At 46.5% G+C, this 21,314-nt stretch carries 20 protein-coding genes; 9 read left to right on the forward strand and 11 right to left on the reverse strand.

Going from position 1 to position 21,314, the window contains the following annotated elements:
• Nucleotides 1-24: 24 nt before the first annotated feature.
• The 3 genes from araA to FRZ54_RS19230 form a co-directional block, all read right to left on the reverse strand.
• Complete coding sequence (gene araA, locus FRZ54_RS19220; RefSeq protein ID WP_147033443.1) at nt 25-1,515, reverse strand: L-arabinose isomerase; 1,491 nt, start codon at nt 1,513-1,515, stop codon at nt 25-27.
• 120 nt (nt 1,516-1,635) lie between these two features.
• On the reverse strand, nt 1,636-2,331 hold the full coding sequence (locus FRZ54_RS19225; protein WP_147033444.1) for an L-ribulose-5-phosphate 4-epimerase: 696 nt from the start codon (nt 2,329-2,331) through the stop codon (nt 1,636-1,638).
• Entirely contained in the window at nt 2,332-3,969 is a 1,638-nt protein-coding gene (locus tag FRZ54_RS19230) for a ribulokinase (protein ID WP_147033445.1), read from the reverse strand.
• A 164-nt stretch (nt 3,970-4,133) separates the two neighbouring features.
• On the opposite strand from FRZ54_RS19230, the gene FRZ54_RS19235 reads away from it, so the two are divergent.
• Nucleotides 4,134-4,904: a hypothetical protein gene (locus FRZ54_RS19235; RefSeq protein ID WP_147033446.1), complete on the forward strand. Its 771-nt coding sequence runs from the start codon at nt 4,134-4,136 to the stop codon at nt 4,902-4,904.
• On the opposite strand, the gene lysA is transcribed toward FRZ54_RS19235, so the two are convergent.
• The 3 genes from lysA to FRZ54_RS19250 are packed head-to-tail and all read right to left on the reverse strand — an operon-like array spanning nt 4,905 to nt 7,833.
• Nucleotides 4,905-6,107, reverse strand: a complete 1,203-nt coding sequence (lysA, locus tag FRZ54_RS19240; protein ID WP_147033447.1) for a diaminopimelate decarboxylase — start codon at nt 6,105-6,107, stop codon at nt 4,905-4,907.
• Between the two features lie 13 nt (nt 6,108-6,120).
• Nucleotides 6,121-6,489 (reverse strand): DUF7674 family protein, encoded by a 369-nt coding sequence (locus FRZ54_RS19245; RefSeq protein ID WP_147033448.1) that lies wholly within the window; start codon nt 6,487-6,489, stop codon nt 6,121-6,123.
• Nucleotides 6,490-6,522: 33 nt separating this feature from the next.
• The gene (locus FRZ54_RS19250; protein WP_147033449.1) at nt 6,523-7,833 is read right to left on the reverse strand and encodes an aspartate kinase; all 1,311 of its coding nucleotides are present in this window, start codon (nt 7,831-7,833) and stop codon (nt 6,523-6,525) included.
• Nucleotides 7,834-7,922: 89 nt separating this feature from the next.
• On the opposite strand from FRZ54_RS19250, the gene FRZ54_RS19255 reads away from it, so the two are divergent.
• Nucleotides 7,923-9,335, forward strand: a complete 1,413-nt coding sequence (locus FRZ54_RS19255; protein ID WP_147033450.1) for a phosphohexomutase domain-containing protein — start codon at nt 7,923-7,925, stop codon at nt 9,333-9,335.
• A gap of 190 nt (nt 9,336-9,525) precedes the next feature.
• Nucleotides 9,526-10,332: a phosphatase PAP2 family protein gene (locus FRZ54_RS19260; protein ID WP_228462542.1), complete on the forward strand. Its 807-nt coding sequence runs from the start codon at nt 9,526-9,528 to the stop codon at nt 10,330-10,332.
• 61 nt (nt 10,333-10,393) lie between these two features.
• Here the strand turns inward: FRZ54_RS19260 and FRZ54_RS19265 are convergent, their stop codons facing one another.
• Together FRZ54_RS19265 and FRZ54_RS19270 are read right to left on the reverse strand one after the other, a co-directional pair.
• On the reverse strand, nt 10,394-11,260 hold the full coding sequence (locus tag FRZ54_RS19265) for a ferritin-like domain-containing protein (protein ID WP_147033451.1): 867 nt from the start codon (nt 11,258-11,260) through the stop codon (nt 10,394-10,396).
• A gap of 11 nt (nt 11,261-11,271) precedes the next feature.
• Complete coding sequence (locus FRZ54_RS19270) at nt 11,272-11,985, reverse strand: ferritin-like domain-containing protein (RefSeq protein ID WP_147033452.1); 714 nt, start codon at nt 11,983-11,985, stop codon at nt 11,272-11,274.
• Between the two features lie 305 nt (nt 11,986-12,290).
• Between FRZ54_RS19270 and FRZ54_RS19275 the strand changes: the two genes are divergently transcribed.
• Entirely contained in the window at nt 12,291-12,662 is a 372-nt protein-coding gene (locus FRZ54_RS19275) for a winged helix-turn-helix domain-containing protein (RefSeq protein ID WP_147033453.1), read from the forward strand.
• Nucleotides 12,663-12,736: 74 nt separating this feature from the next.
• On the opposite strand, the gene FRZ54_RS19280 is transcribed toward FRZ54_RS19275, so the two are convergent.
• The gene (locus FRZ54_RS19280; protein WP_147033454.1) at nt 12,737-13,339 is read right to left on the reverse strand and encodes an alpha-ketoglutarate-dependent dioxygenase AlkB family protein; all 603 of its coding nucleotides are present in this window, start codon (nt 13,337-13,339) and stop codon (nt 12,737-12,739) included.
• Between the two features lie 226 nt (nt 13,340-13,565).
• Here FRZ54_RS19280 and FRZ54_RS19285 point away from each other — a divergent pair, with 226 nt between their 5' ends.
• The 5 genes from FRZ54_RS19285 (at nt 13,566) to FRZ54_RS19305 (ending at nt 19,685) form a co-directional block, all read left to right on the forward strand.
• On the forward strand, nt 13,566-15,224 hold the full coding sequence (locus tag FRZ54_RS19285; RefSeq protein ID WP_147033455.1) for a collagen-like protein: 1,659 nt from the start codon (nt 13,566-13,568) through the stop codon (nt 15,222-15,224).
• Nucleotides 15,225-15,319: 95 nt separating this feature from the next.
• Entirely contained in the window at nt 15,320-16,168 is an 849-nt protein-coding gene (locus FRZ54_RS19290; RefSeq protein WP_147033456.1) for an N-acyl homoserine lactonase family protein, read from the forward strand.
• A gap of 353 nt (nt 16,169-16,521) precedes the next feature.
• Nucleotides 16,522-17,301 (forward strand): AraC family transcriptional regulator, encoded by a 780-nt coding sequence (locus FRZ54_RS19295; protein ID WP_147033457.1) that lies wholly within the window; start codon nt 16,522-16,524, stop codon nt 17,299-17,301.
• Nucleotides 17,302-17,401: 100 nt separating this feature from the next.
• Nucleotides 17,402-18,643 carry a S41 family peptidase gene (locus FRZ54_RS19300; RefSeq protein WP_147033458.1) on the forward strand — a complete coding sequence of 414 codons (1,242 nt, stop codon included), beginning with the start codon at nt 17,402-17,404 and terminating at the stop codon, nt 18,641-18,643.
• Nucleotides 18,644-18,647: 4 nt separating this feature from the next.
• A complete protein-coding gene (locus FRZ54_RS19305; RefSeq protein WP_147033459.1) occupies nt 18,648-19,685 on the forward strand; it encodes a threonine aldolase family protein in 1,038 nt (345 codons plus the stop codon).
• 93 nt (nt 19,686-19,778) lie between these two features.
• Here FRZ54_RS19305 and FRZ54_RS19310 read toward each other — a convergent pair whose 3' ends face one another.
• On the reverse strand, nt 19,779-20,270 hold the full coding sequence (locus FRZ54_RS19310; RefSeq protein WP_147033460.1) for a peroxiredoxin: 492 nt from the start codon (nt 20,268-20,270) through the stop codon (nt 19,779-19,781).
• Nucleotides 20,271-20,365: 95 nt separating this feature from the next.
• Nucleotides 20,366-21,232: a LysR family transcriptional regulator gene (locus FRZ54_RS19315; protein ID WP_147033461.1), complete on the reverse strand. Its 867-nt coding sequence runs from the start codon at nt 21,230-21,232 to the stop codon at nt 20,366-20,368.
• Nucleotides 21,233-21,314 lie beyond the last annotated feature (82 nt).

Raw genomic sequence — 21,314 nt, forward strand, 5'->3', positions numbered from 1 at the left:
CATAGAACAATACAGCAATTATACTCATCTATAATATACCTCGCTCCACTTCAATTCATTTTTCAGCTGGCGCAAATTAGTATCTTTTCCGATAAGCACACATTCGATACCGGCTATGTCAGCAAAATCACCCAGGTGTTCGGAAGTAAGATTCTGGCTGTAACAGGTATGGTGAGCCCCGCCGGCGAGAATCCACGCGGCGCAACCAGTTTTCATATCCGGGTATGGTTTCCATAAAACCCTCGCGACAGGCAATTTCGGCAAGTCATGTTTTGGAGCTACGGCTTCCACTTCATTCACCAGCAAACGGAAACGGTTACCCATATCCACCACAGAAGCATTCAGCGCGGTGCCACCAGCTACATTAAACACCAGCCGAACCGGGTCGGCCTTGCCGCCGATGCCAAGCGGGTGGATCTCACATTTCGGTTTGCCATCCGCAATGGATTCGCAAATCTCGAGCATGTGCGAACCCAGCACCATCGGATCAGCCGGATCGAAATGATAGGTATAGTCTTCCATAAAGGCGTTACCACCTTTCAAACCGCTACCCATAACTTTCATGGCCCTAACCAATGCAGCGGTTTTCCAGTCGCCTTCGGCTGCAAATCCATAACCCTGCCCCATCAGCCTTTGGGCCGCGATGCCAGGTAGCTGCACCAGGCCATGCAGATCCTCAAATGTGTCTGTAAATCCTTTGAAGTTACCATCCTGCAGGAAAGCTTTCAGACCCAGCTCAATTTTGGCAGCTTCGCGAATCGAGTTATACTGATCTCCTCCCTTTCTTAAAGACGCTACGACTGCATAACGTTCTTCATACTCAGTAGTCAGTTTATCAATCTCCCCATCGCTTATCGCATTTACCACTTTCACCAGGTCGCCGACGCCGTGTGTATTTACAGCATATCCGAATTTCATTTCAGCTTCAACCTTGTCGCCATCGGTAACGGCCACGTAGCGCATGTTGTCACCAAAACGGACAAAGCGTGCCCCCTGCCAATCGTGCCAGCCGGCAGCGGCGCGGCTCCATGTGTTTACCTGTTCCAGGGTTTCGTTATCCTGCCAATGACCCACAACCACTTTTCGCTCCAAACGCATCCGGCTCATAATAAACCCAAACTCGCGGTCGCCATGGGCGCTTTGGTTCAGGTTCATAAAGTCCATATCGATGCTGTCCCAGGGGATATCACGGTTAAATTGTGTGTGCAGGTGCAAAACAGGTTTCTGTAATATCTTTAATCCGCCTATCCACATTTTTGCAGGCGAAAAGGTGTGCATCCAGGCGATGATACCGATACAATTTTTTGCTGTGTTAGCCTCCTGGCAAATGCTGTATATCTCCTCCGGCGATTTCACAGTCGGTTTAAAAACAACCTTTACCGGTATTTGCGACGCCGAATCGAGCGCGCGGGCTATTTGCTGTGAATGTTCGGCCACCTTTTTAAGCGTTTCTTCACCATATAAATGCTGGCTGCCGGTTATGAACCAGACTTCGTATTCCTTTAAATTTATCATTGTATGATTGTTGTATTGTTTTATTGCTGGATTATCTTAGTGTTGAATTGTTGTATTGTTGAATTGCCCTATTGTTGAGCCGATCCGATTCACTAATCACTGATCTCAAATCACCAACCTCTACTGCCCGTAATAAGAATCAGGCCCGTGTTTGCGTTCATAATGTTTTTTGATAAGCGATTCTTTCAAACGCGCGCAATCGGGGTTTATCTGTTCGGTGAGGTAAGCCATCTGGGCTATTGACTCCAGCACCGCGCTGTTATAGACCGCTTTATCGGCGCTTTTTCCCCAGGTAAAGGGTGCATGATTGCCCACGAGCACCATTTCCACTTCACGATGATCGAGCTTCCGTTCGCTCAAACAGTTCATTATCTGGAAACCGGTCTGGTATTCGTAACCGCCTTTGATCATTTCGTCGTCCATGGGTTGGGCGCATGGCACATCTACAGTTTTATGGTCGGCATGGGTTGTACCGTATATCGGTATATCCCGCTGCGCCTGCGCCCACGATGTGGCGTAGGTGGAATGCGTATGGCAAATCCCGCCTATGTCCCAATGTTTGTATAGGACGGCATGGGTTTTAGTATCGGATGACGGCCGCAGGTCGCCTTCGATAACGTTCCCGTCAAAATCCACAATAACCATTTTGGCCGGTGTCAGTTCGGCGTAAGGCACGCCGCTTGGTTTAATGGCGAATACGCCAAGGTCGCGGTTAGCAGCACTTACATTGCCAAAGGTGAATATCACCAAATTCAGCTTCGGCAGTTCCATATTGGCATAGTATGCCGCTTCGCGGATATGCTGGTACTTACTCATTTAATTCTTCTCCTGTTCAATATACTTTCCTAAAGCGAGGTAACGCTGATACCGTTTTTGATATATTGATGCTTTCGATTGATCCGGGAAATATTCCTTATCAAAGCCACCGCCCATAGCCGTCATAGCTGCCGGTACATTCGGGTAAATGCCTGCAGCCGTAGCCGCGAACATGGCCGCACCCAGCGCGCAGGTATGCTCAAACTGGTGGATACGGATAGGCATCTGCATCACATCGGCCATCATTTGCATAATGTAGGGCGATTTTTTTGCCACGCCGCCTATGCCTATCAAACCTTTAACAGGGACGCCTTCGCTTTCAAAACGCTCAACAATGGCTTTGGCGCCAAAACAGGTAGCCTCTGCCAATGCCCGGAAAACCCTGGGAGCATCGCTGCCCAAACTTAATCCACCAATTGCACCTTTCAGTAATTGATTGGCATCGGGCGTACGGCGGCCATTGAGCCAGTCTATAGCCAGCTCGGCATCTGCATCCAAAGGCAAAGCGGCAGCCTGTTTACTTAATTCGGGTATAATTTTGGCAGAAACCTTTTCCTGTAATTCTTTATCGTCAATAAACTGCAAAGGCCATTCCAGCAATTTTCTGAACCATGCATAGGTATCGCCAAAGGCAGATTGCCCGGCTTCAAGGCCTATCATACCCGGGATAACCGAACCATCCACCTGGCCGCAGATACCTTTTACCAGTTTATCTTTGAAATCAGCTTTAGGGGCAACCAGCATATCGCAGGTTGAGGTGCCCATCACTTTACTCAGGTGGTACGGCTCTATCTGCCCGCCTACTGCCCCCATGTGCGCATCGAAAGCACCAACGCCGACTATAACGCCGGTAGACAAACCAAGACGTTGCGCCCATTCGGCACTTAGCGTTCCGGCGGCAGTATCTGATGTATAGGTTCCTTTGGGGAGGTTTGCAGCATATCCCTTTAATAATGGGTCGAGCGACGAAAACCAATCATCGGGAGGGTAGCCGCCAAACGCTTCCGACCAGATGGCCTTATGCCCTGCTGAGCACCGGCCGCGCCTGATTGCATCGGCCTTTGTGCCGCCTGTCAGCAGAAAAGGTATCCAATCGCAATGTTCAACCCAGGTGTAACAGGCGCTCCGCACCTGCTCATCGGCCCTTAAAATGTGCAGCAGCTTTGCCCAAAACCATTCGGACGAATATATCCCGCCTACATACTGCAGGTAATTAATATCGAATTTTTCAGCATGATCGTTGATCTCGCCGGCTTCCTTTACCGCGGTATGATCCTTCCAAAGCACAAACATGGCGTTGGGGTTATTCTCAAAACCAGCGGTTAATGCCAGGGGAATGCCCGCTTCGTTTACGGCCACAGGCGTTGACCCTGTGGTATCGACAGCGATCGCTTTTATGGACGAAGTTACAGATGGCCCTGCTTTTCCGACACAATCTTTGATAGTTTGTTCAAGGCCCTCAACATAATCGAGCGGATGCTGGCGAAACTGGTTATGCGCAGCATCGCAATACCTGCCCTGCTGCCAGCGCGGGTAATTGAATACCGAAGACGCCACTTCTTTCCCATTAGTTGCGTCGACAATAACCGAACGGACTGAATCGGTGCCGTAATCAACCCCGATGACAAATTGGCCCATATTTAATTGAAAATAAATTGATTTATAATCAGGAATGACGACAAGCGATTAAGTGTTATTTTAACACTTGTTATCAATGGCGTAAACATAAGCAATTTAGATATTAAAATAAAAGTAAGTTTTATTAATTGTTATAGATTGCCCGCAACAAACGTAATGCAGGTATGAAGTCTAAACTCCTTATCCTTATTGTCCTAATTTCTCCTATATTTTATGGGTGCAGCAACCATGTTTATGCGCCGGCACTTTATCACCAGGATATTGCCTACATGCCCAAGCCCGCGTCCTTTAGTAAAGAAAAGGTGGCTAATTATGCATCAGCGGGCCTGAACGTTTATGCCGACCCTACTTATATTAATTCGCAGGTGAGCGCACAGCTGAATTACAGCCAGGGTTTCAGGTCGGATAATGCAAATTTTGCATGGGGAGTATTTGGTGTAGCTGGGAATTATGAAAGATCAAACGACAGCAACGAGCCAAATCCCGATTTTAAGGATAAGTTTTTTGGAGCAGCCGGCGGCCGGCTGTCGGCCAACCTGTTTACCAGGTATGATGACATGGATTGGCGCTACCTGGGCTTTGAAGCGGCTTACAGTCATGAATTTGGCGCATACGCCGATTTCAGGAAGCAGGTGGTAAATAACACCGATTATATTGTGGATGCGAGGACCGATCTTTTCACTATCGGGTTAACAACCGAATTTGTATTTCACGGGCAGGACCCGGAGATCGTACACGGGCTGCGGGGTTTCCTGGGAACGACTTTCGGCAAGAATATTTTGAACGATCCGCGGTACGACAGCGATACCGACTTTAATACGCGCCTGTTTCGCAGCCTTGTGCCAAGGGCCAGCTATTTTATTAATGTAAAGCGATTTTTCGCTGTGGCCGAAGTTGGCAACGCCTTTTTTATAAGAGCGGGCGTTAAGTTTTAACTATTCCGAATATACGCTCTGTATCGCATCGCGCAGGTTATAGCGCGAGGCCATTACCTCACCGTAAGCACCTGCGGTGCGGATGGCAAAGATATCTCCCCTGAACGACTCCGGCAGTTCAACGTCCTTTTGGAAACAATCGGTACTTTCGCAAATTGGGCCCACTACATCATATTTCAAGATTTGACATTTGAGATTTGAGATTTGAGATTCACTTTCGGACTTCTGACTTCTGTCTTCTGACTTCCTGCTTAAATTCTCAATTTTTTGATACGCCTGGTACAGCATCGGGCGGATCAGTTCCGTCATGCCGGCATCCAGGATGAGGAAATTTTTCTTTTGCCCCATCTTCACATACAGCACCCGTGAAACAAGGGCCGCAGATTGCGCCACTAAGGCGCGTCCCAGTTCAAAATGAACTTCCTGGCCAGGTTTGATATGCAGAAAATCCTTGAAAACTTTAAAGTAGCTCTCGAAATCGGGAATATTGTTGGTATCGGGGTTATGATAATCGACACCGAGGCCACCGCCTGTATTCAATACCTTCACCTGGAAGCCACGATCTTCGAACCATTGCTGCATTTCGTTGATGCGAATACAAAGACTGCGGTAAACTTCCATGTCCGTTATTTGTGAGCCGATGTGAAAATGGATACCTACAAATTGCAGGTTCTTACAACTGCGCAGCGTCTCGGCTACATCATTCAACTGCCAGCTATTGATACCGAACTTGTTCTCATCAAGCCCCGTTGTGATAAAATGGTGGGTATGTGCATCCACATTGGGGTTGATACGGATAGCGACCCGTGCCGTTTTATTTTTAGCTTTTGCAAGGTCATTGATGATATTCAGTTCCTGTACCGACTCTACATTGAAGCAGAATATATCAGCATCCAGGGCGATATTGATCTCTTTGTCCGACTTCCCTACCCCGGCGAAAACTACTTTGCTTTTGTCAAAACCATTGGCGATAGCCGTGGTTACTTCGTTCCCACTAACACAATCGGCGCCGAAGCCATAAGATTGAACCGCCTCCAGTACTTTTGGGTTGAAATTAGCCTTCATGGCATAATGTACGTGAAAGCCGTATTTATCGGACGCTGTTTTACAGGCCTCCAAAGTTTGGCGTAATAAACCAAGGTCGTAATAATAGAAAGGGGTTTCTATTTGCTGAAAACGGGATATGGTATCGGTATCGAACATCAATTTTTATTAATTATGGAGTATTTCGCAAATCTTTAAAATGCCCACTAGTCCGTAGGCCCGTAAACATCTGTAAGCAATTGCCGGTGAAATGCCTAACGGCGGCTTTTTGAGTTATTGCATAGTCAGTTAGCATTTCTAACACCCCTATTTGCATTTTCTCCATAAAATCCGCATCTTCTTCATATTGGTTGATGACTTGGTTTATAAAAGTCAAACATTTTGTAGCATGAAATGAATTGTTTAAGATAGCGTCATTAGTAAATCTAGCAAAATCGCCCAAGAATAAATAAGATAGCTCATCATCCAAATCTTCTTGATCAAAGGATTGAAATTCCGGAACAGCTTTAAAAATCAACTGTGATATTTCTTCGAGCTTCATAAAAATTCGAAATTGAACATTCGAAATTCGAAATTAAAATAGCCGGTTATGCAAGCTCCTCAACGCCTCGGTTTTATCCGAAGTATTAAGCAGGATGGACATGTTATGGTCGCTGCCGCCGTAGGATATCATCCTGATCGGGATATGCTTTACGGCCTCAAGTACCCGTGCGGCATAACCGTGCTTTTCGGCGCCGAAATCGCCCACCACGCAAATGATGGTTTGATCCTTATCGATATCCACCGTGCCAAAGCCGAGCAGTTCTTTTTCGATCTCGTTCAGGTACGTTGTATCGTCGATAGTTAGCGACACCGCCACTTCCGAAGTGGTGATCATGTCTATCGAAGTACGGTATCTTTCAAATACTTCAAACAATCTTCTCAAAAAACCGTGTGCCAGCAGCATGCGGCTCGATTGTATCTTGATAGCCGTAATACCATCTTTAGCGGCTATTGATTTTATCCTGTCTTTTTCGCTGTCGTTGGTTATCAGCGTACCGGGGGCCTTGGGGTCCATCGTATTTAATAGGCGAACCGGTATCTTATACTTTTGCGCGGGGAAAACACTTTGGGGGTGCAATATTTTAGCGCCGAAATAAGCCAGTTCGGCCGCTTCGTCAAACGAAAGCTGGGCAATAGGTTTTGTGCCTTTTACTATACGCGGGTCGTTGTTATGCATACCGTCGATGTCGGTCCATATCTGCACCTCTTCGCTGCGGATGCCGGCCCCGATTAAGGATGCGGTGTAATCACTGCCCCCCCGGCGCAAATTATCTATCTCACCAAACGAATTACGGCAGATATAGCCCTGGGTAATGAATAGGTTATTATCAGGATGTGCCTCTAAAAGCGGCGTGATGTGTTCGGTAATATAATCCACCATCGGTTCGTTGTCCTCGTCTATCTTCATAAAGTCGAGCGCGGGCAGCAATACCGACGGTACGCCGATATCCTTCAGGTAAACATGATATAAAGTGGTCGAGATCAGTTCGCCCTGTGCCAGGATGATCTTTTCTTCAATATTGGTAAACAGGTCGTTTGACAAATTGGACAGCAGGTCGAAATGGTAGTCGATCACTTCCTTACCCTGTTGCAGGTATTCGGGTTTCGAAAAAAGTTCTTTAATGAATACTTCGTACTTATCTTTTAAAATTTTGATCAGTTCTGCTGCTTTTGCCTTGTTGCCTGCTAAATAGGCTTGCCCTATTTCGACCAGGCTGTTGGTAGTGCCCGACACCGCTGACAGCACCACGATCTGCCTTTCGTCAGGATTTATTATATCCAGCAGTTTTTTCATCCGATCAGGGCTACCCACCGATGTACCGCCAAATTTTAAAACTTTCATTTTTTGTTTCTGTTTACCACAAATGATTAATATTCTTGTATTGATTTTGAGGCGCTAAAAATAGGATTTTTAACAACCATATATCTAAAATGATCAAAATAAAATTCGGTACCGACGGATGGCGGGCCATTATTGCAGACGACTTTACAGTCGAAAATGTAAAACGAGTGGCCTACGCAACAGCGTTATGGCTAAAGAAGGAATTTAAAGAACCATCGGCCGTTGTCGGCAACGATCCGCGCTTCGCCGGGCCCTTATTTGCCGATGTGACTACCCGTGTGCTGGCTTCGCAGGGCGTAAAAGTGTTCCGCGCCGAAGATGCCTTTGTATCTACACCGATGATATCGCTGGGTACGGTACGAAAAAATGCGTCGGCAGGTATTATTATCACTGCCAGCCATAACCCGCCGGCGTACAATGGTTACAAGATAAAAGCCAGCTACGGCGGCCCGGCTACACCGGATGATATTGAAAAGGTAGAGTCGCAAATTCCGGATACCATCGATCTTACCCTGAAATCAATTGCTGATTATCAGAAAGACGGCCTGGTTGAATTTGTGAACCTCGAGGATATGTATGTGGCCCATGTCGAGAACAATTTCGACCTGGAAGCCATACGTACAAGTGGTTTGGGCTGGGCATACGACGCTATGTACGGCGCCGGGATGAACGTAATGGAACGCCTTTTCCCGGATATAACCCGTATCCACAGCGACCATAACCCTGGTTTTGCGGGACAAGCGCCTGAGCCTATCCAGCGTAACCTGAAGGAATTTGAGGATATTATCAAAATGTCGGAAGGTGAGATCGCTTCGGGCTTGGTTACAGATGGCGATGCCGACCGCATTGGCCTGTACGACCAGGACGGGAACTTTGTCGACTCGCATCATATCCTGCTGCTGCTGATACATTACATGTACAAAGTGAAAGGTATGAAGGGCGAAGTGTATTCGACCTTTAGCTGTACCAGTAAGATACAAAAGCTTTGCGATGCTTACGGATTGAAGAATACCGTGACCAAGATCGGCTTTAAATACATTTGCGACCTTATCGTTAATTCGGGCAACCCGTTCCTGGTTGGCGGCGAAGAATCGGGTGGTATCGCAGTAGCAGGGCATATTCCTGAACGCGATGGTATCTGGATCGGTTTGATCATCTGGGAATTCATCGCTAAAACCGGTCGTTCGTTAAGCGAACTGGTACAGGAGATATACGACGTTGTTGGCAAATTCGCCGTTGAGCGTTACGACCTGCATGTTACAGAAGAATTGAAACAACAGATCATCAGCAACAGCAAGACTGGCAAGTATACCAGCTTCGGCAGCCTTAAAGTAGCCAGGACGGAAGACATGGATGGTTTCAAATTCTTCTTCGAGGATGAAAGCTGGGTGATGATACGTCCATCGGGAACCGAACCGGTGTTACGTGTTTACGCCGAAGCGCCAACCTCTGCGGACTCGTTCAAGATACTGGATACAGTTAAGGGCATCCTGTTGTCTTAATAACTTTTCATTAAAATATTAAAGCCATCCGTAGCATAGCGGATGGCTTTTTCTATTTCATATCAGAATTTCATTTTGTATACAGATTGTTTAGTTAGGTTGCGTTAATTAATTGTTAAACAATTGAAAACAAAATGAGGCCTATTGCGATTGTAGCATGAAGATTTATTAATTATTACACTTACCTGCTTTGAAAAAATTATTTCTGATCATATCGTTGTTTGCTGCTCTGGGCGCCCAGGCCCAGAAACAGGCGACCGATACTACCAAAAAGAACCTGGGCGACACCATAAAAAAAGACCTTTTGACCGCGCCCGACACGGTAAAAAAACTACATAGCAATCCATTGAGCCTGGTACCGCCTGCTGCCATGATTACTTATGGAGGGCTTTCATTTGCGGTGCACCCGATCAGGCGTATTGATTATTACATACGCGGCGAGGTAGCCAAATCAAGTCCCAATTTTCATAGCAAAGCCGAAAGTTACTTTCAGTTTGCACCTATTGTAATAGTATACGGACTAAACTTTGCCGGTGTAAGGGGAAAAAACACATTTATCGACCGCACAGCGCTGCTTGGTTTATCAAGTACCATTTTGGGGATCACAGGTCTTAGCACAAAACATTTCACACACCGGCTTAGGCCCAACGGATCTGATTACCTGTCCTTCCCATCAGGGCACACGGCACTTGCTTTTATGGGAGCCGAATTTATGGCACAGGAATTTGATGCAAAATCGCCGCTTTATGGCGTGCTGGCTTATACAATTGCCACAACCACAGGAGTTTTCAGGATGTATAACCGCGACCATTGGTTCAGCGACGTAGTTGCCGGGGCCGGTTTAGGTATACTATCAACTAAAGCCGCTTACCTTATTTATCCGGCTATCCGTAACTGGGTTACTCATGGTGATAAGAAGGCCGATGACAAAAACACGATGATCACGCCGATGTATCAGGATGGAGCATTCGGATTGTCGTTTGCCAAACAGTTTTAAAAAAGGCCCGGTGCTAATAGCAAAGGGCCTTTATTAATAAATTCGAACTTAGAAGCTTATATTAATGGACGATAAAGCTTCCCACCAAAAGGGCAAGCACATCCTGCATGCTTAGCGGCTCGTCAAAGGCTGCCGCAGCATCTATTTGACCTATCGGTTTGCCATTTGAATCCAGTAATTTGGAAACATCTACACCTCCCTGCATTACATTATCTTCGCCTTTATAATTTCCATTGACCAGGGCTATACCTGTGTCGTTACCTAAACCCGCCGTGCTGTTTATCCATACGGCTATTTCCTCGTAACCGCGGATAGTGCGCAAATAACGAATGGCCGATGCGTGGCGCGCCTCAACGGCGTGGATAGAAAGGGCAGCGGTAAGTACTACCTGGTTGCCCAGCAGATCCGGCGCAGCACCTTTATAGGCCCTTACGCCTGTATCTTCAAAAGTTTCTGACACGGCAAGGAATGTTTGATAATTGGTTAAAACATCTTTGAAAGGGCCATTTCCACTGCCATTGCCGGCAGTAAGGTCAAATTTGGGTGAGTCCACCGGCGTGCCGCCCAACTGTTTGATAACATCCTGCAAAAATTTCACATGCGCATTTTCGTCATCCGTAATATCAGCGATGTACGCTTTGTCACTCGCCGGGATCAGCCCTGCAGCAGCGGTGCCCTGGTTGTAAAAATAGGATTCCAGATACTCGAGTGTCAGCGCATAATTAAGCACATCTGTAACCGATGCAGCGGCAGGTGCCGCAGCATACGCCTTTTTAAACAGGCTACCCAAAGCAAAGGGTAAAGCAGCTACGGCTACTTTCGAGCCAAAACTGGTTATATTTTTGATCGCATCGCGGCGCGGGCTTACCCGTTCCTTAAACTCTGGATCAACTTTTTCTATTTCTTCTACTATATTAAATAAATTCATGATCGTAAGTTTTAAGCGGTATAACCATAATGTGATGCACTGATCTTTGTTTTGAGGAAGGTATTGGCAATTGGCAGCACCTCGGCAATGGACGAGGCTTTGTTCAGCCCATTCATGTCCACAACGTCATTCCCCGCATAGTCGCCAAATGTTACCAGGTTGCGTATATAAGCAGCATGCCTTGCCTCAACCGATACGATCTTACCTGCAATGGTAAGGTAACCCGGGTCCTGTATAAGGTAGCCCGCACCGTCGTACGCCTGAACGCCAAGGTCTTCAAAAGCCTTAGCCGTAGCGATAACCGATGTTCGGCTGTTAAAATCGATCTTGCTGAAATCCGGCGTCAGGTCGGGAATTGCATTGCCCGCAAGCGCTGTTTTAAAAAATTCGCGGTGACAAACCTCGTGCTGGCGGATAGTGCTGAAACACTCTTTCTCATTATCGCTCATGCCGGAGTATGGCGTGGCAACTACCTGGATGTAAAATGCGGCCTCTAATTGCTCAAGCGCAAAAGCATAATTAAGGATTCCATAGTCGCCGCTGCCGATGTCGATGCCGCCGCTGCTCGTACTATCGAGCGACCGCGGCGCCACCCCGTCTAATTTTTTGCATGACGACGCAACTGCCAGGAAACCGACCGTAGCGGCCCCCGCACCTGCGTACTTTAAAAATGACCGCCTGGCCAAATTAATTCCGCCGGATGTTTCTGTAATTTCTGATTTCATAAAATGGTTGTTTTTAAATAACTGGTGACTAATCAGGGAGATAAATGAACTACGGTGATATAGCCATCCCAGTTTTTTATTTCACAGAGCCTCAGGCTATAACACTCTCTTATTTAGAGTATCAATACAAAAACAAAAGTGCCGGTATACTTATTTGCCATCAAAAAAAGCCCTACTAATGGAACGCCTTCTGAAAGCTAAATCTGAACAGGAAAAATAAATCGTGCAGGTCCAATGCTTTACTCGCGAAAGGCAATTACTTTTTTACCTGATCCTTTCTACATTTATATCAAATTGAAACGGTAATGAAAGCATCGGTAAAAAACATACTAAGAAACGATATAGAAATAAAAATTAACGGGAGCCTGTGGTTCGAGAGTGGCGGGAATCGCTTTTTGGGCCCCGGGCCGATAGAATTACTGGAGCGAATTGGTGAGACAGGATCGATAAGCAGCGCGGCAAAAGAAATGAAAATGTCGTACAAAAAAGCATGGGACCTAATCAGCCACTTAAACGCTTATACTGCGAGCCCCGTAGTAATACCACAGGTCGGCGGCGAAAAAGGCGGAGGGTCGGTACTTAGTGCAGAAGCGTTCGAACTAATAGAATACCACCGCAACCTGCGCCAAAGATTTGCTGCTTTTTTGGACGCAGAGACAAAAAACTTAAAAGTTTGAAGGCAATTGCCTTTTATTTGTTTAATCGTTGTGTATTTGAAAATATAACAATCTCATACAATTCGGTTTCGTTTTTAATTGATAGACCGGAAGGTCAGGTTTATACGCGCTTTCATGGCCCGGGTTGATTTGGCTATGCGGTGCTCCCAATTGTGTTGCAGATCGCCTTTCATCACCAGCAGTGAACCATTTTCGAGCTGAATAGCATACTTGCGTCCTTTTTCGTGTTTATGCCTGATATCGAAACGCCGCTCCTGTCCAAAACTAACCGAGGCAATAACCGGGTTTTTGCCCAGTTCGTGTTCATCATCGCTGTGCCAGGCCATGGAGTCACTTGCATCGCGGTAATAATTTAACAAAACGCTATTGAATTGAGTACCTGCTATGGGTTCTATACGTTGTTTTATCGCCAGCAATTCGTTTGTCCATGGCGCGGGGTAATGCTTTATCCCCGAATAGGTGTAATGCCTATCACCATACCACGCCGTTAGCCGGGGTGTTTTCAATACCTTTCCAAACATCTTGATTTCTTCCTGCTCCCAGTCAATGGTACCTATCAACAGCTGAAGCAACTGCGCGCTCTCCGCGGCATCAAAAAGCTGCGGGTGATAATCCAGTAATTCTTCGGGTAGTAAAATATCCGGCCTGGGCTGTTCAAAAAAACTCAACTGCTCCACTTATAGATTTTGCTAAAAAACAGTATTAGAATAGTATATCCTGTATTGTACTGCGCTGCAATATAATTACCAATTAAACATTTGCCAACTATTAACTAAAATGAAAAAAGCGTGCAACCTTCGCGCTTTTTCTTCGTAAAAGGAAGCGTTAACCATTTGATTTTGAAACAGCTCTGCGATGTATTTGAATAAAGTGAATCACTTCAATCTCTTTTAATTTCTAGCCATGAACAAGAAAATTTACGCCTCGGTATTAATTTTACTGGCACTCACCATATCATCCTGTAAAAAAGAAATTGGTCCGATGGGGCTAACGGGCGCTACCGGCGCAACAGGAGCCCAGGGCGTTGCGGGTATAGCTGGCCCGGCCGGGGCCGACGGAACGGTTATTTACAGCGGCAACGGCGCACCAAGCGAAGCGACCGGCAACACAGGTGATTTTTATCTCGATCTTTCTACAGGTATGTTATATGGCCCGAAAAGTGCTTCGGGATGGGACAGCAGTTTTTCTCTTGTTGGCTCTGCAGGGGCCACGGGTGCAACAGGCGCGACCGGAGCCACGGGCGCGACGGGCGCGACCGGTGCAAATGGCGCAAACGGGGTAGACGGGACAAACGGAACTAACGGCACAAACGGTGTAGATGGCGTAAACGGAACCAACGGCACAAACGGAACCAACGGCACGAATGGCGCGAACGGAGCTACCGGCGCCACCGGGGCCACAGGAGCAACCGGCGCCACAGGTGCTACCGGAGCCACGGGTCCTGCCGGGCCTGTCGTTACCGTAGGCGGCGGAACCGGCGGAACAGTAGTAATAACAGGACCAACCGGGCCGACCGGAGCTACGGGTGCAACCGGCGCCACAGGCGCTACCGGTGCAAACGGGGCTAATGGGGCAACAGGTGCTACCGGTGCAAACGGCACCAACGGTACTAATGGAACAAACGGGTCTAATGGCACGAACGGCACCAACGGAACAAACGGCACCAACGGAGCGAATGGTGCTACCGGAGCCACGGGAGCTACCGGCGCAACTGGTGCTACCGGTGCTACCGGTGCAACAGGGGCCACCGGAGCGACAGGTTCCAACGGCACTAATGGTACTAATGGTACTAATGGAACAAACGGTGCTACAGGCGCAACCGGGGCAACAGGAGCTACCGGCGCAACGGGTGCCACGGGTGCAACAGGTGCTAATGGAGCTAACGGCAGCAAAGGCGCCACCGGGGCCACAGGAGCAAACGGAACCAATGGCACGAATGGCACCAACGGAACGAATGGAACAAACGGAACAAACGGTGCTACCGGAGCTACAGGCGCAACAGGTGCCACAGGCGCAGCTGGTACGCAGATATTAAATGGCAGCGGCGCACCAGGCGCCACGCTGGGCAACATCGGCGATTATTATCTTGATAAGGTTAATTATTTGTTATACGGCCCGAAGATAAGTACAGGATGGGGCACAGCAGTATCGCTGCAGGGCAATAATGTGCTGTATTCAGGCTGGAACGTAGCAAAAAATTTCCGCGATACGACGATTGACGGCAGTAACCTGAATGCGGCCGACCTTACAGCGCCGGCCATTACGCAAGCTTACCTGGATAACGCTGTCTTCCAGGTGTATTTTACTTATGGGTCGGGTATTATACCATTACCATATACAAGCATTGCGGGCGGAAGCCAGAGTACTATGAGCTTTTTGCCGAGGGTGGGACATTTTATAATCACCCGCTTCACTTTCGATAATTCAACCTCTATTGGTATAGCGCCTGCCCTGCAGTACCGGTATATCATTATACCTGGCGGCATGCTGGTTGGCGTCAGGAACCATATCAACATCAATAATTATATGGAGGTAAAACGATTCTTCCGGCTAAAGAACTGACGGGGAGATACCAGATAAACAGATCAAAAGGGGCCTATGCCCCTTTTTTGTTTCATTTCCGGTACGGCAATTTTGTATCTTTAGAAAACCGTACAATGAAAAAGATCACTCTATTTCTTTTAGCGCTGTGTACATTCACTATTGAAACCTATGCACAAGCGCCAACCTACAAAGTATATGCCCTGCGGTATGCCGAAGTGCGGGACCCTACACCCATATCGGTATGGTCGTTAAACGGGCCAAAAGACAAAACCGTAAAGGTTGATTTTGTGATCTGGTTGATCAAAGGCAGCAACGGCAAAAATATTTTGGTTGATGCAGGATTCTTAAGCGATATCCCTGAAGCCAAAGAATTTAATCCTGTAAATTACGTACGGCCCGATTCGACACTAATGAAGATCGGCCTCCGCCCCGAAGATATTACCGACGTCATCCTCACCCACCCGCATTGGGACCATATCGACGGCGTCGGGTTGTTCCCGAACGCACATATCTGGATTCAGAAGGACGATTACAATTACTTTATCGGCGCACTTCCTGAAAAACCGGACAGCAATGCAGGTTACAACAAGCGCGATATCGTGAAAATGCAAGAACTATATAGCACAGGCAAAGTAACATTGGTAGATGGTGATAATAAGCAGTTGATACCGGGCATTACAGTTTACACTGGTTCGCGGCATACCTATAATTCGCAGTATGTGGGGGTTAAAACCGGTAAGGACAGGATCATTCTTGCATCAGACAATATCTGGATATACTATAGCCTTGAGCACATGGTACCCGCCTCTTTTGGGGGCACGCTGGACCCGGCGGGTTATGTAAGGGCCATGAAACGAATGAAAACCCTGGCCTCGAACCCCAAATATATCATCCCGGGGCACGACGCCAGGATGTTTACGATCTTTCCGAAAGTTGCCGACGGCGTGGTGCGCATAAGGTAACCTACTTTTAAATTAACAGTTGAGGAAGGTATAACTACGCGGACAGGCATGTCAAATTGCGTAAAACTACGTATGGTATTTACAAAAGGTTATATGTAAATTTAATATTAATTACCAGTTACTACTATTAACCTAAAGAAAACCAGCCATGAATGCATACTCCATCATTGGTGTTATTATCACTGCTATTCCGTTAGCGTTTATTATTGCTATTGTAATAAAGAGGGGTAAGAATATACTCGATCAGTAAAAGCGCTGCTGATAGCTTCCTGTTGCCGAACCGGAACAGCTTTTCCCGAAACTGTATTTGAAAGGATATTTATTTATTTTCGTGAGAAAATTGTTTTGGAAAAATGAGCGCGTCCCGTTCCAAATATTATAAACTATCCCTTTGCGATGGCCTTGAGGCGCTCGATACCTTCAACCACAACACCTCCTTCCCTTTTCACTTTCACCCTACTTTTAATATCTCTATCGTTTATAAGGGTATTTTTCAAACCAGGCTCAACGATAAAACCGCCAACGCGCTGGCAGGTACCATACTAATTACCAACCCCGGCGAGATACACGCCAACCCCTTTGAAAAGGACGACAGCGTTACCTTCTTCACCTTTTATGTTTCCGCCGAGTTCCTTTATTATTGCAACGGAGGGAAGCCTGTATGTTTTAGCAGCAAAGTGATCGACGACGACGGGCTATTTGCCCAATTGCACAATCTTAGGCTTTTACTGATTGGCGGGCAAACCGGGCAGGATCTTGAAACAGGCCTGACGAACGCCTTAAGCGAACTTGCCGTCAGGCACGGTTCGGAACGGATAGACGAAGAAAACAACTACACGCTGTTTGAAAATTTCCTGAAAGAGGAGAATTTCTCCAAGTTTTCCCTTGAAGACGCCGCGCGGCGGTTTGGCGTTGATAAATACAAATTCCTGCGCCTGTTTAAATTCCAGACTGGTTTAACCCCCAACAACTATTTTATTCTGAAACGTATAGAGCAAAGCAAGATCATGCTTACCCAGGGGAGTGACCTATTAAGCGTGGCCATCGACCTGGGTTTTTACGATACGGCGCATTTTTGCAATCATTTTAAAAAATTTACCGGGATATCGCCTGTGGCTTATACGGCGGGCTGACTCACCCGACCTTTGCTGCAATATCTTACAATACTATCCGTAATCACCTCCATAATTTTGTCTCAGCTTCTTAAAATAAACAAGCCGAAGCAGACAGATCATGAAAAAATTATTATTAGTTACCCTTTTACTCAGTTCGGTAAGCGCCTTTTCACAAAACTTTACTTCGAAACAATACAAAGCAGATTTTACCTATTTCTGGAACACGATAGACAGCAATTATTGCTACTTTGAGAAAAGGCATATCAACTGGCCCGGGTTGAAGGATATTTACAGCAAACAGGTTGATACCGTCAGTAACCGCGATGGTTTTATTTCCGTGCTTGAAAGGGCGATGTATGAGCTTTACGACCACCACTGCGGGTTGCGCGCCAACACAAAAACCTCGAGACGGCTGGTGCCTACAAGTGCGGATGTATGGGCCGAATTTAAAGGCGATAAGCCGGTAATAGTTGAGGTGCGCAAAGGTTATGGGGCCGAAAAGGATGGGATCATAGCCGGTATGGAAGTTATCGCTATTAATGATGTTCCGGTGAAAGAGGCTATCCTGCCCTTCCTGGCACATACCGTAAATGCCGAGTCAAAAAGCTTTGCCTTGCGATTGGCCCTGAACGGCGACCATGTCACCAAACGGAAGATCACCCTGAAAACAGCTGCTGGCATTAAAGATTTCTACCCCGACCGGGACGGCATGCTGTTGGAGAACATCCATTTTGCCGAAATGGTGGAATCAAAAGATTTGGGTGAAACGGGTTATATCCGCATCAATAATTTTCTGTACGATAATGCGCTGATACCGAAATTTGACAGCGTGCTGAATACCATGATGAACAAAACGGCACTCATTATTGATATGCGCGAGACCGCCAGCGGGGGAAATACAGCTGTGGCAAGGGCCATACTGGGGCGGTTTATCAATAAGGAACATTTTTACCAGAAGCATGAATTGTATGCCGAAGAACTGGAAACCGGGATCAAACGCAGCTGGGAGGAGATCGTTTCGCCGCGGAAGAACCCATATTTGAAGCCGGTGGTTATTTTGGCCGACCATTGGACCGGCAGCATATCCGAGGGTATTACCATTGCTTTTGACGGCATGAAACGGGCGACCATAATCGGCACAAAACTGGCGCGACTGAACGGCGCGGTGTATAGTTTTGAAATGCCTAATACGAAGATCGGTTTCAATATTTCGGAAGAAAGACTTTATCATATCAACGGGACGCCGCGCGAGCTGTTCAATCCCACTATCGCCGTTGACGTGACCAAACAAAGGCCCGGCGAAGGCGGCGATGTTATTTTAAATTCGGCTATGGATTTCTTGAAAAATAAACTTAAATAGCGCCATGGAACCTTTCAAAAAGATCAACTTTTCCAGCGAGAATTACGCGGGCGTCCATCCCAAGATGATGGAGGCTTTGATGGCCGCCAATACCGGCAATGCAGCCTCCTATGGCAACGACGAAATTACTAAGAGCACGGTAGCCCAGTTCAAACAGGTGTTTGGTGAGAATATAGAAGCCTACTTTACCTTCAACGGCACCGGCGCCAATAATTTTGGGCTGAGTTGCATGCTCGACCGGTTCAACTCCATTTTTTGTACAGATGTGGCCCATTTGTACGTGGACGAGTCGACCGCACCCGAATCGTTTTTGGGCTGCCGCATATACCCGGTTAAATCGCATAATGGGAAAATTATCGCCGATGAGCTCAACGTTGCCATTAAGCGCATCGGTGATGTGCACCATCCGCAGCCGAAAGTGGTTTCGCTTACCCAGCCTACCGAATATGGTACGGTGTATACCGTCGAGGAACTGAAGGATATCAAGACCATTTGCACCGCCAACAATATGCTGCTGCATGTGGATGGGGCACGGTTTTATAATGCTGCGGATCATTTGGGAAGTACGTTAAAGCAGATCAGTACCGACGCTGGCGTGGATGTGTTAACCCTGGGCGGAACCAAAATAGGCATGATGATGGGCGAAGCTGTCATCTTTTTTAACCCTGCCAATGCGTCCTCACTTAAGTACAATTTAAAACGAAGCATGCAGCTGGCCTCTAAAAACCGGTTTATTGCCATCCAGTTCCAGGCTTTGCTGAAGGATAACCTGTGGCAGGAAATGGCCCGGCATACCAATGAACTGGCCAAATTTTTCGCGCAGGAAATTGCAGGGATGCCGTCTGTCAAACTGGCTTACCCCGTAGAAACCAATGCCGCATTTCTGAACATATCGCCCGGGCTGCACGAAAAAATGCAGGAATTCGCCAGCTTTTATTACTGGAATGATGAACGTAGCGAGGCCCGGCTTATCTTTAGCTTTGATAATACCGAAGACGATGTTAAGCAGTTTGTTGAGAAGCTAAGGGAGTTGGCGGGGTAGATCGGAACTAATAAATAATTACGTCCTGGCGAGGAACGAAGCCATCTTTGCACTTGCAAATCAAATACCGGAATTTCTTTAATGGGCGTTGCTCTACTTATGCGTCGCGGTTATATATTTCAGCGATTCGTCCGCGTGGGCCCTACCTTCCAGCAGGCCATCGTGGGTGTAAACGATTTTGCCCTGAAGATCGATGACGAAGGTTTTGCGGCCGGTGAAAAACAGGCTGCCCTTTACCCCGAATAGTTTATAAACCTTATCGCCGGGGTCGCTTAGCAGGGTGAATGGTAGTTTATAATGCTGTTCAAATGCCTTATGACTGGCAACCGTGCCGCCGTTAATACCGATAACTTTGGCGCCGGCTTCGGTAAAATCGTCAAAGTCATCGCGGAAAGCGCAGGCCTCTTTGGTACAAACCATACTCTCGTCCTTCGGGTAAAAGTAGATCACCATCATGCTTTTGCCAATATGGTCGGCACTGTTAAAAGTATTACCATCCTGGTCTTTCAGCGAAAACGCCGGCAGCTTATCGCCAACATCTAAAGATCTTTTTGAACCCTGGGCCCTCGACGAAAAGTTGATCATAAGAGAAAATGCTATAATTAAAAGTAAATAACGGTTAAATGAGTTTATCATAACAGGATATACGAAATTATTGGCCTAAGCGATTGGCTATGAATTTATATTTTAGTCAGCATCTCATGGAATTTTTTTACGGCCTTCTTCTCGTAGGCTTCCCTGAGCGAAATGATCATTATAGTTCGCCTCATATTTTTTCCATCAATGGGGATGGCCACTACATCAGGGTCGTTTACACTGGTGTCGCTCAATATAGTATGCCAATGGCCTGTTTTTACAATTTCAAATAAAGTAGGTATGTCGTTTATTTCCATACAAATGTTCGGAATCAGACTTTTTTGGCTGAACGACTCCTCAATAAACTGTATGGTACTGTAACCGCTGAAAGGTAAAGCCAATGGCAGCGCGGCCACTTCGTTAAGTGATATATTGGTTTTTTGCGCCAGGGGCGACCTTTTGCCCGTTACCAATACCATATTTGTTTTTAAAAGTGTTTGATATTTCAGCTGGGCGTTGGTGGGTTTTTCATGGAATGTCAAAATAAAATCGAATTGATGTAAATTAAGTTTTTCGAGAAGGTCCTTTGTGGTGCCAAATACAACCTGGATTTTGATATTTGGATACTGGTCAGCAAACTGTATCAATATTTTGGCAAAAAGAATTCGCATGGAGTAAATTACGCCGACGGTTATTTTCCCTGTATTCAAATTTTTCAGATCCTGTAAAAGCAATAATCCTTCATTGGCTTTGTTTATACTTTGCGAAGCGTAATTGCTAAACAGATCACCGGCTTCGGTAAGCGTAATTCTTTTGCCAATGCGATTAAACAATGGCACATTTAATTCATCTTCCAGTTGCTTAATTTGCTGTGATAAAGTACTTTGACTGATGTTCAACGCTCTTGCAGCATCCGTAAAATTTAATAACTCTTTAGCTTTCAAAAAGTATTTGAGCTGTCTTAATTCCATATTTCTAAATCGGTTTTTTCGATTGTTCTGATAGAAAAATAACGTTTTACTAATAAAGACAATATGTTAATATTTGTGTAAT

This window comes from Mucilaginibacter ginsenosidivorans, from assembly GCF_007971025.1.
Classification (GTDB): Bacteria; Bacteroidota; Bacteroidia; order Sphingobacteriales; family Sphingobacteriaceae; genus Mucilaginibacter; species Mucilaginibacter ginsenosidivorans.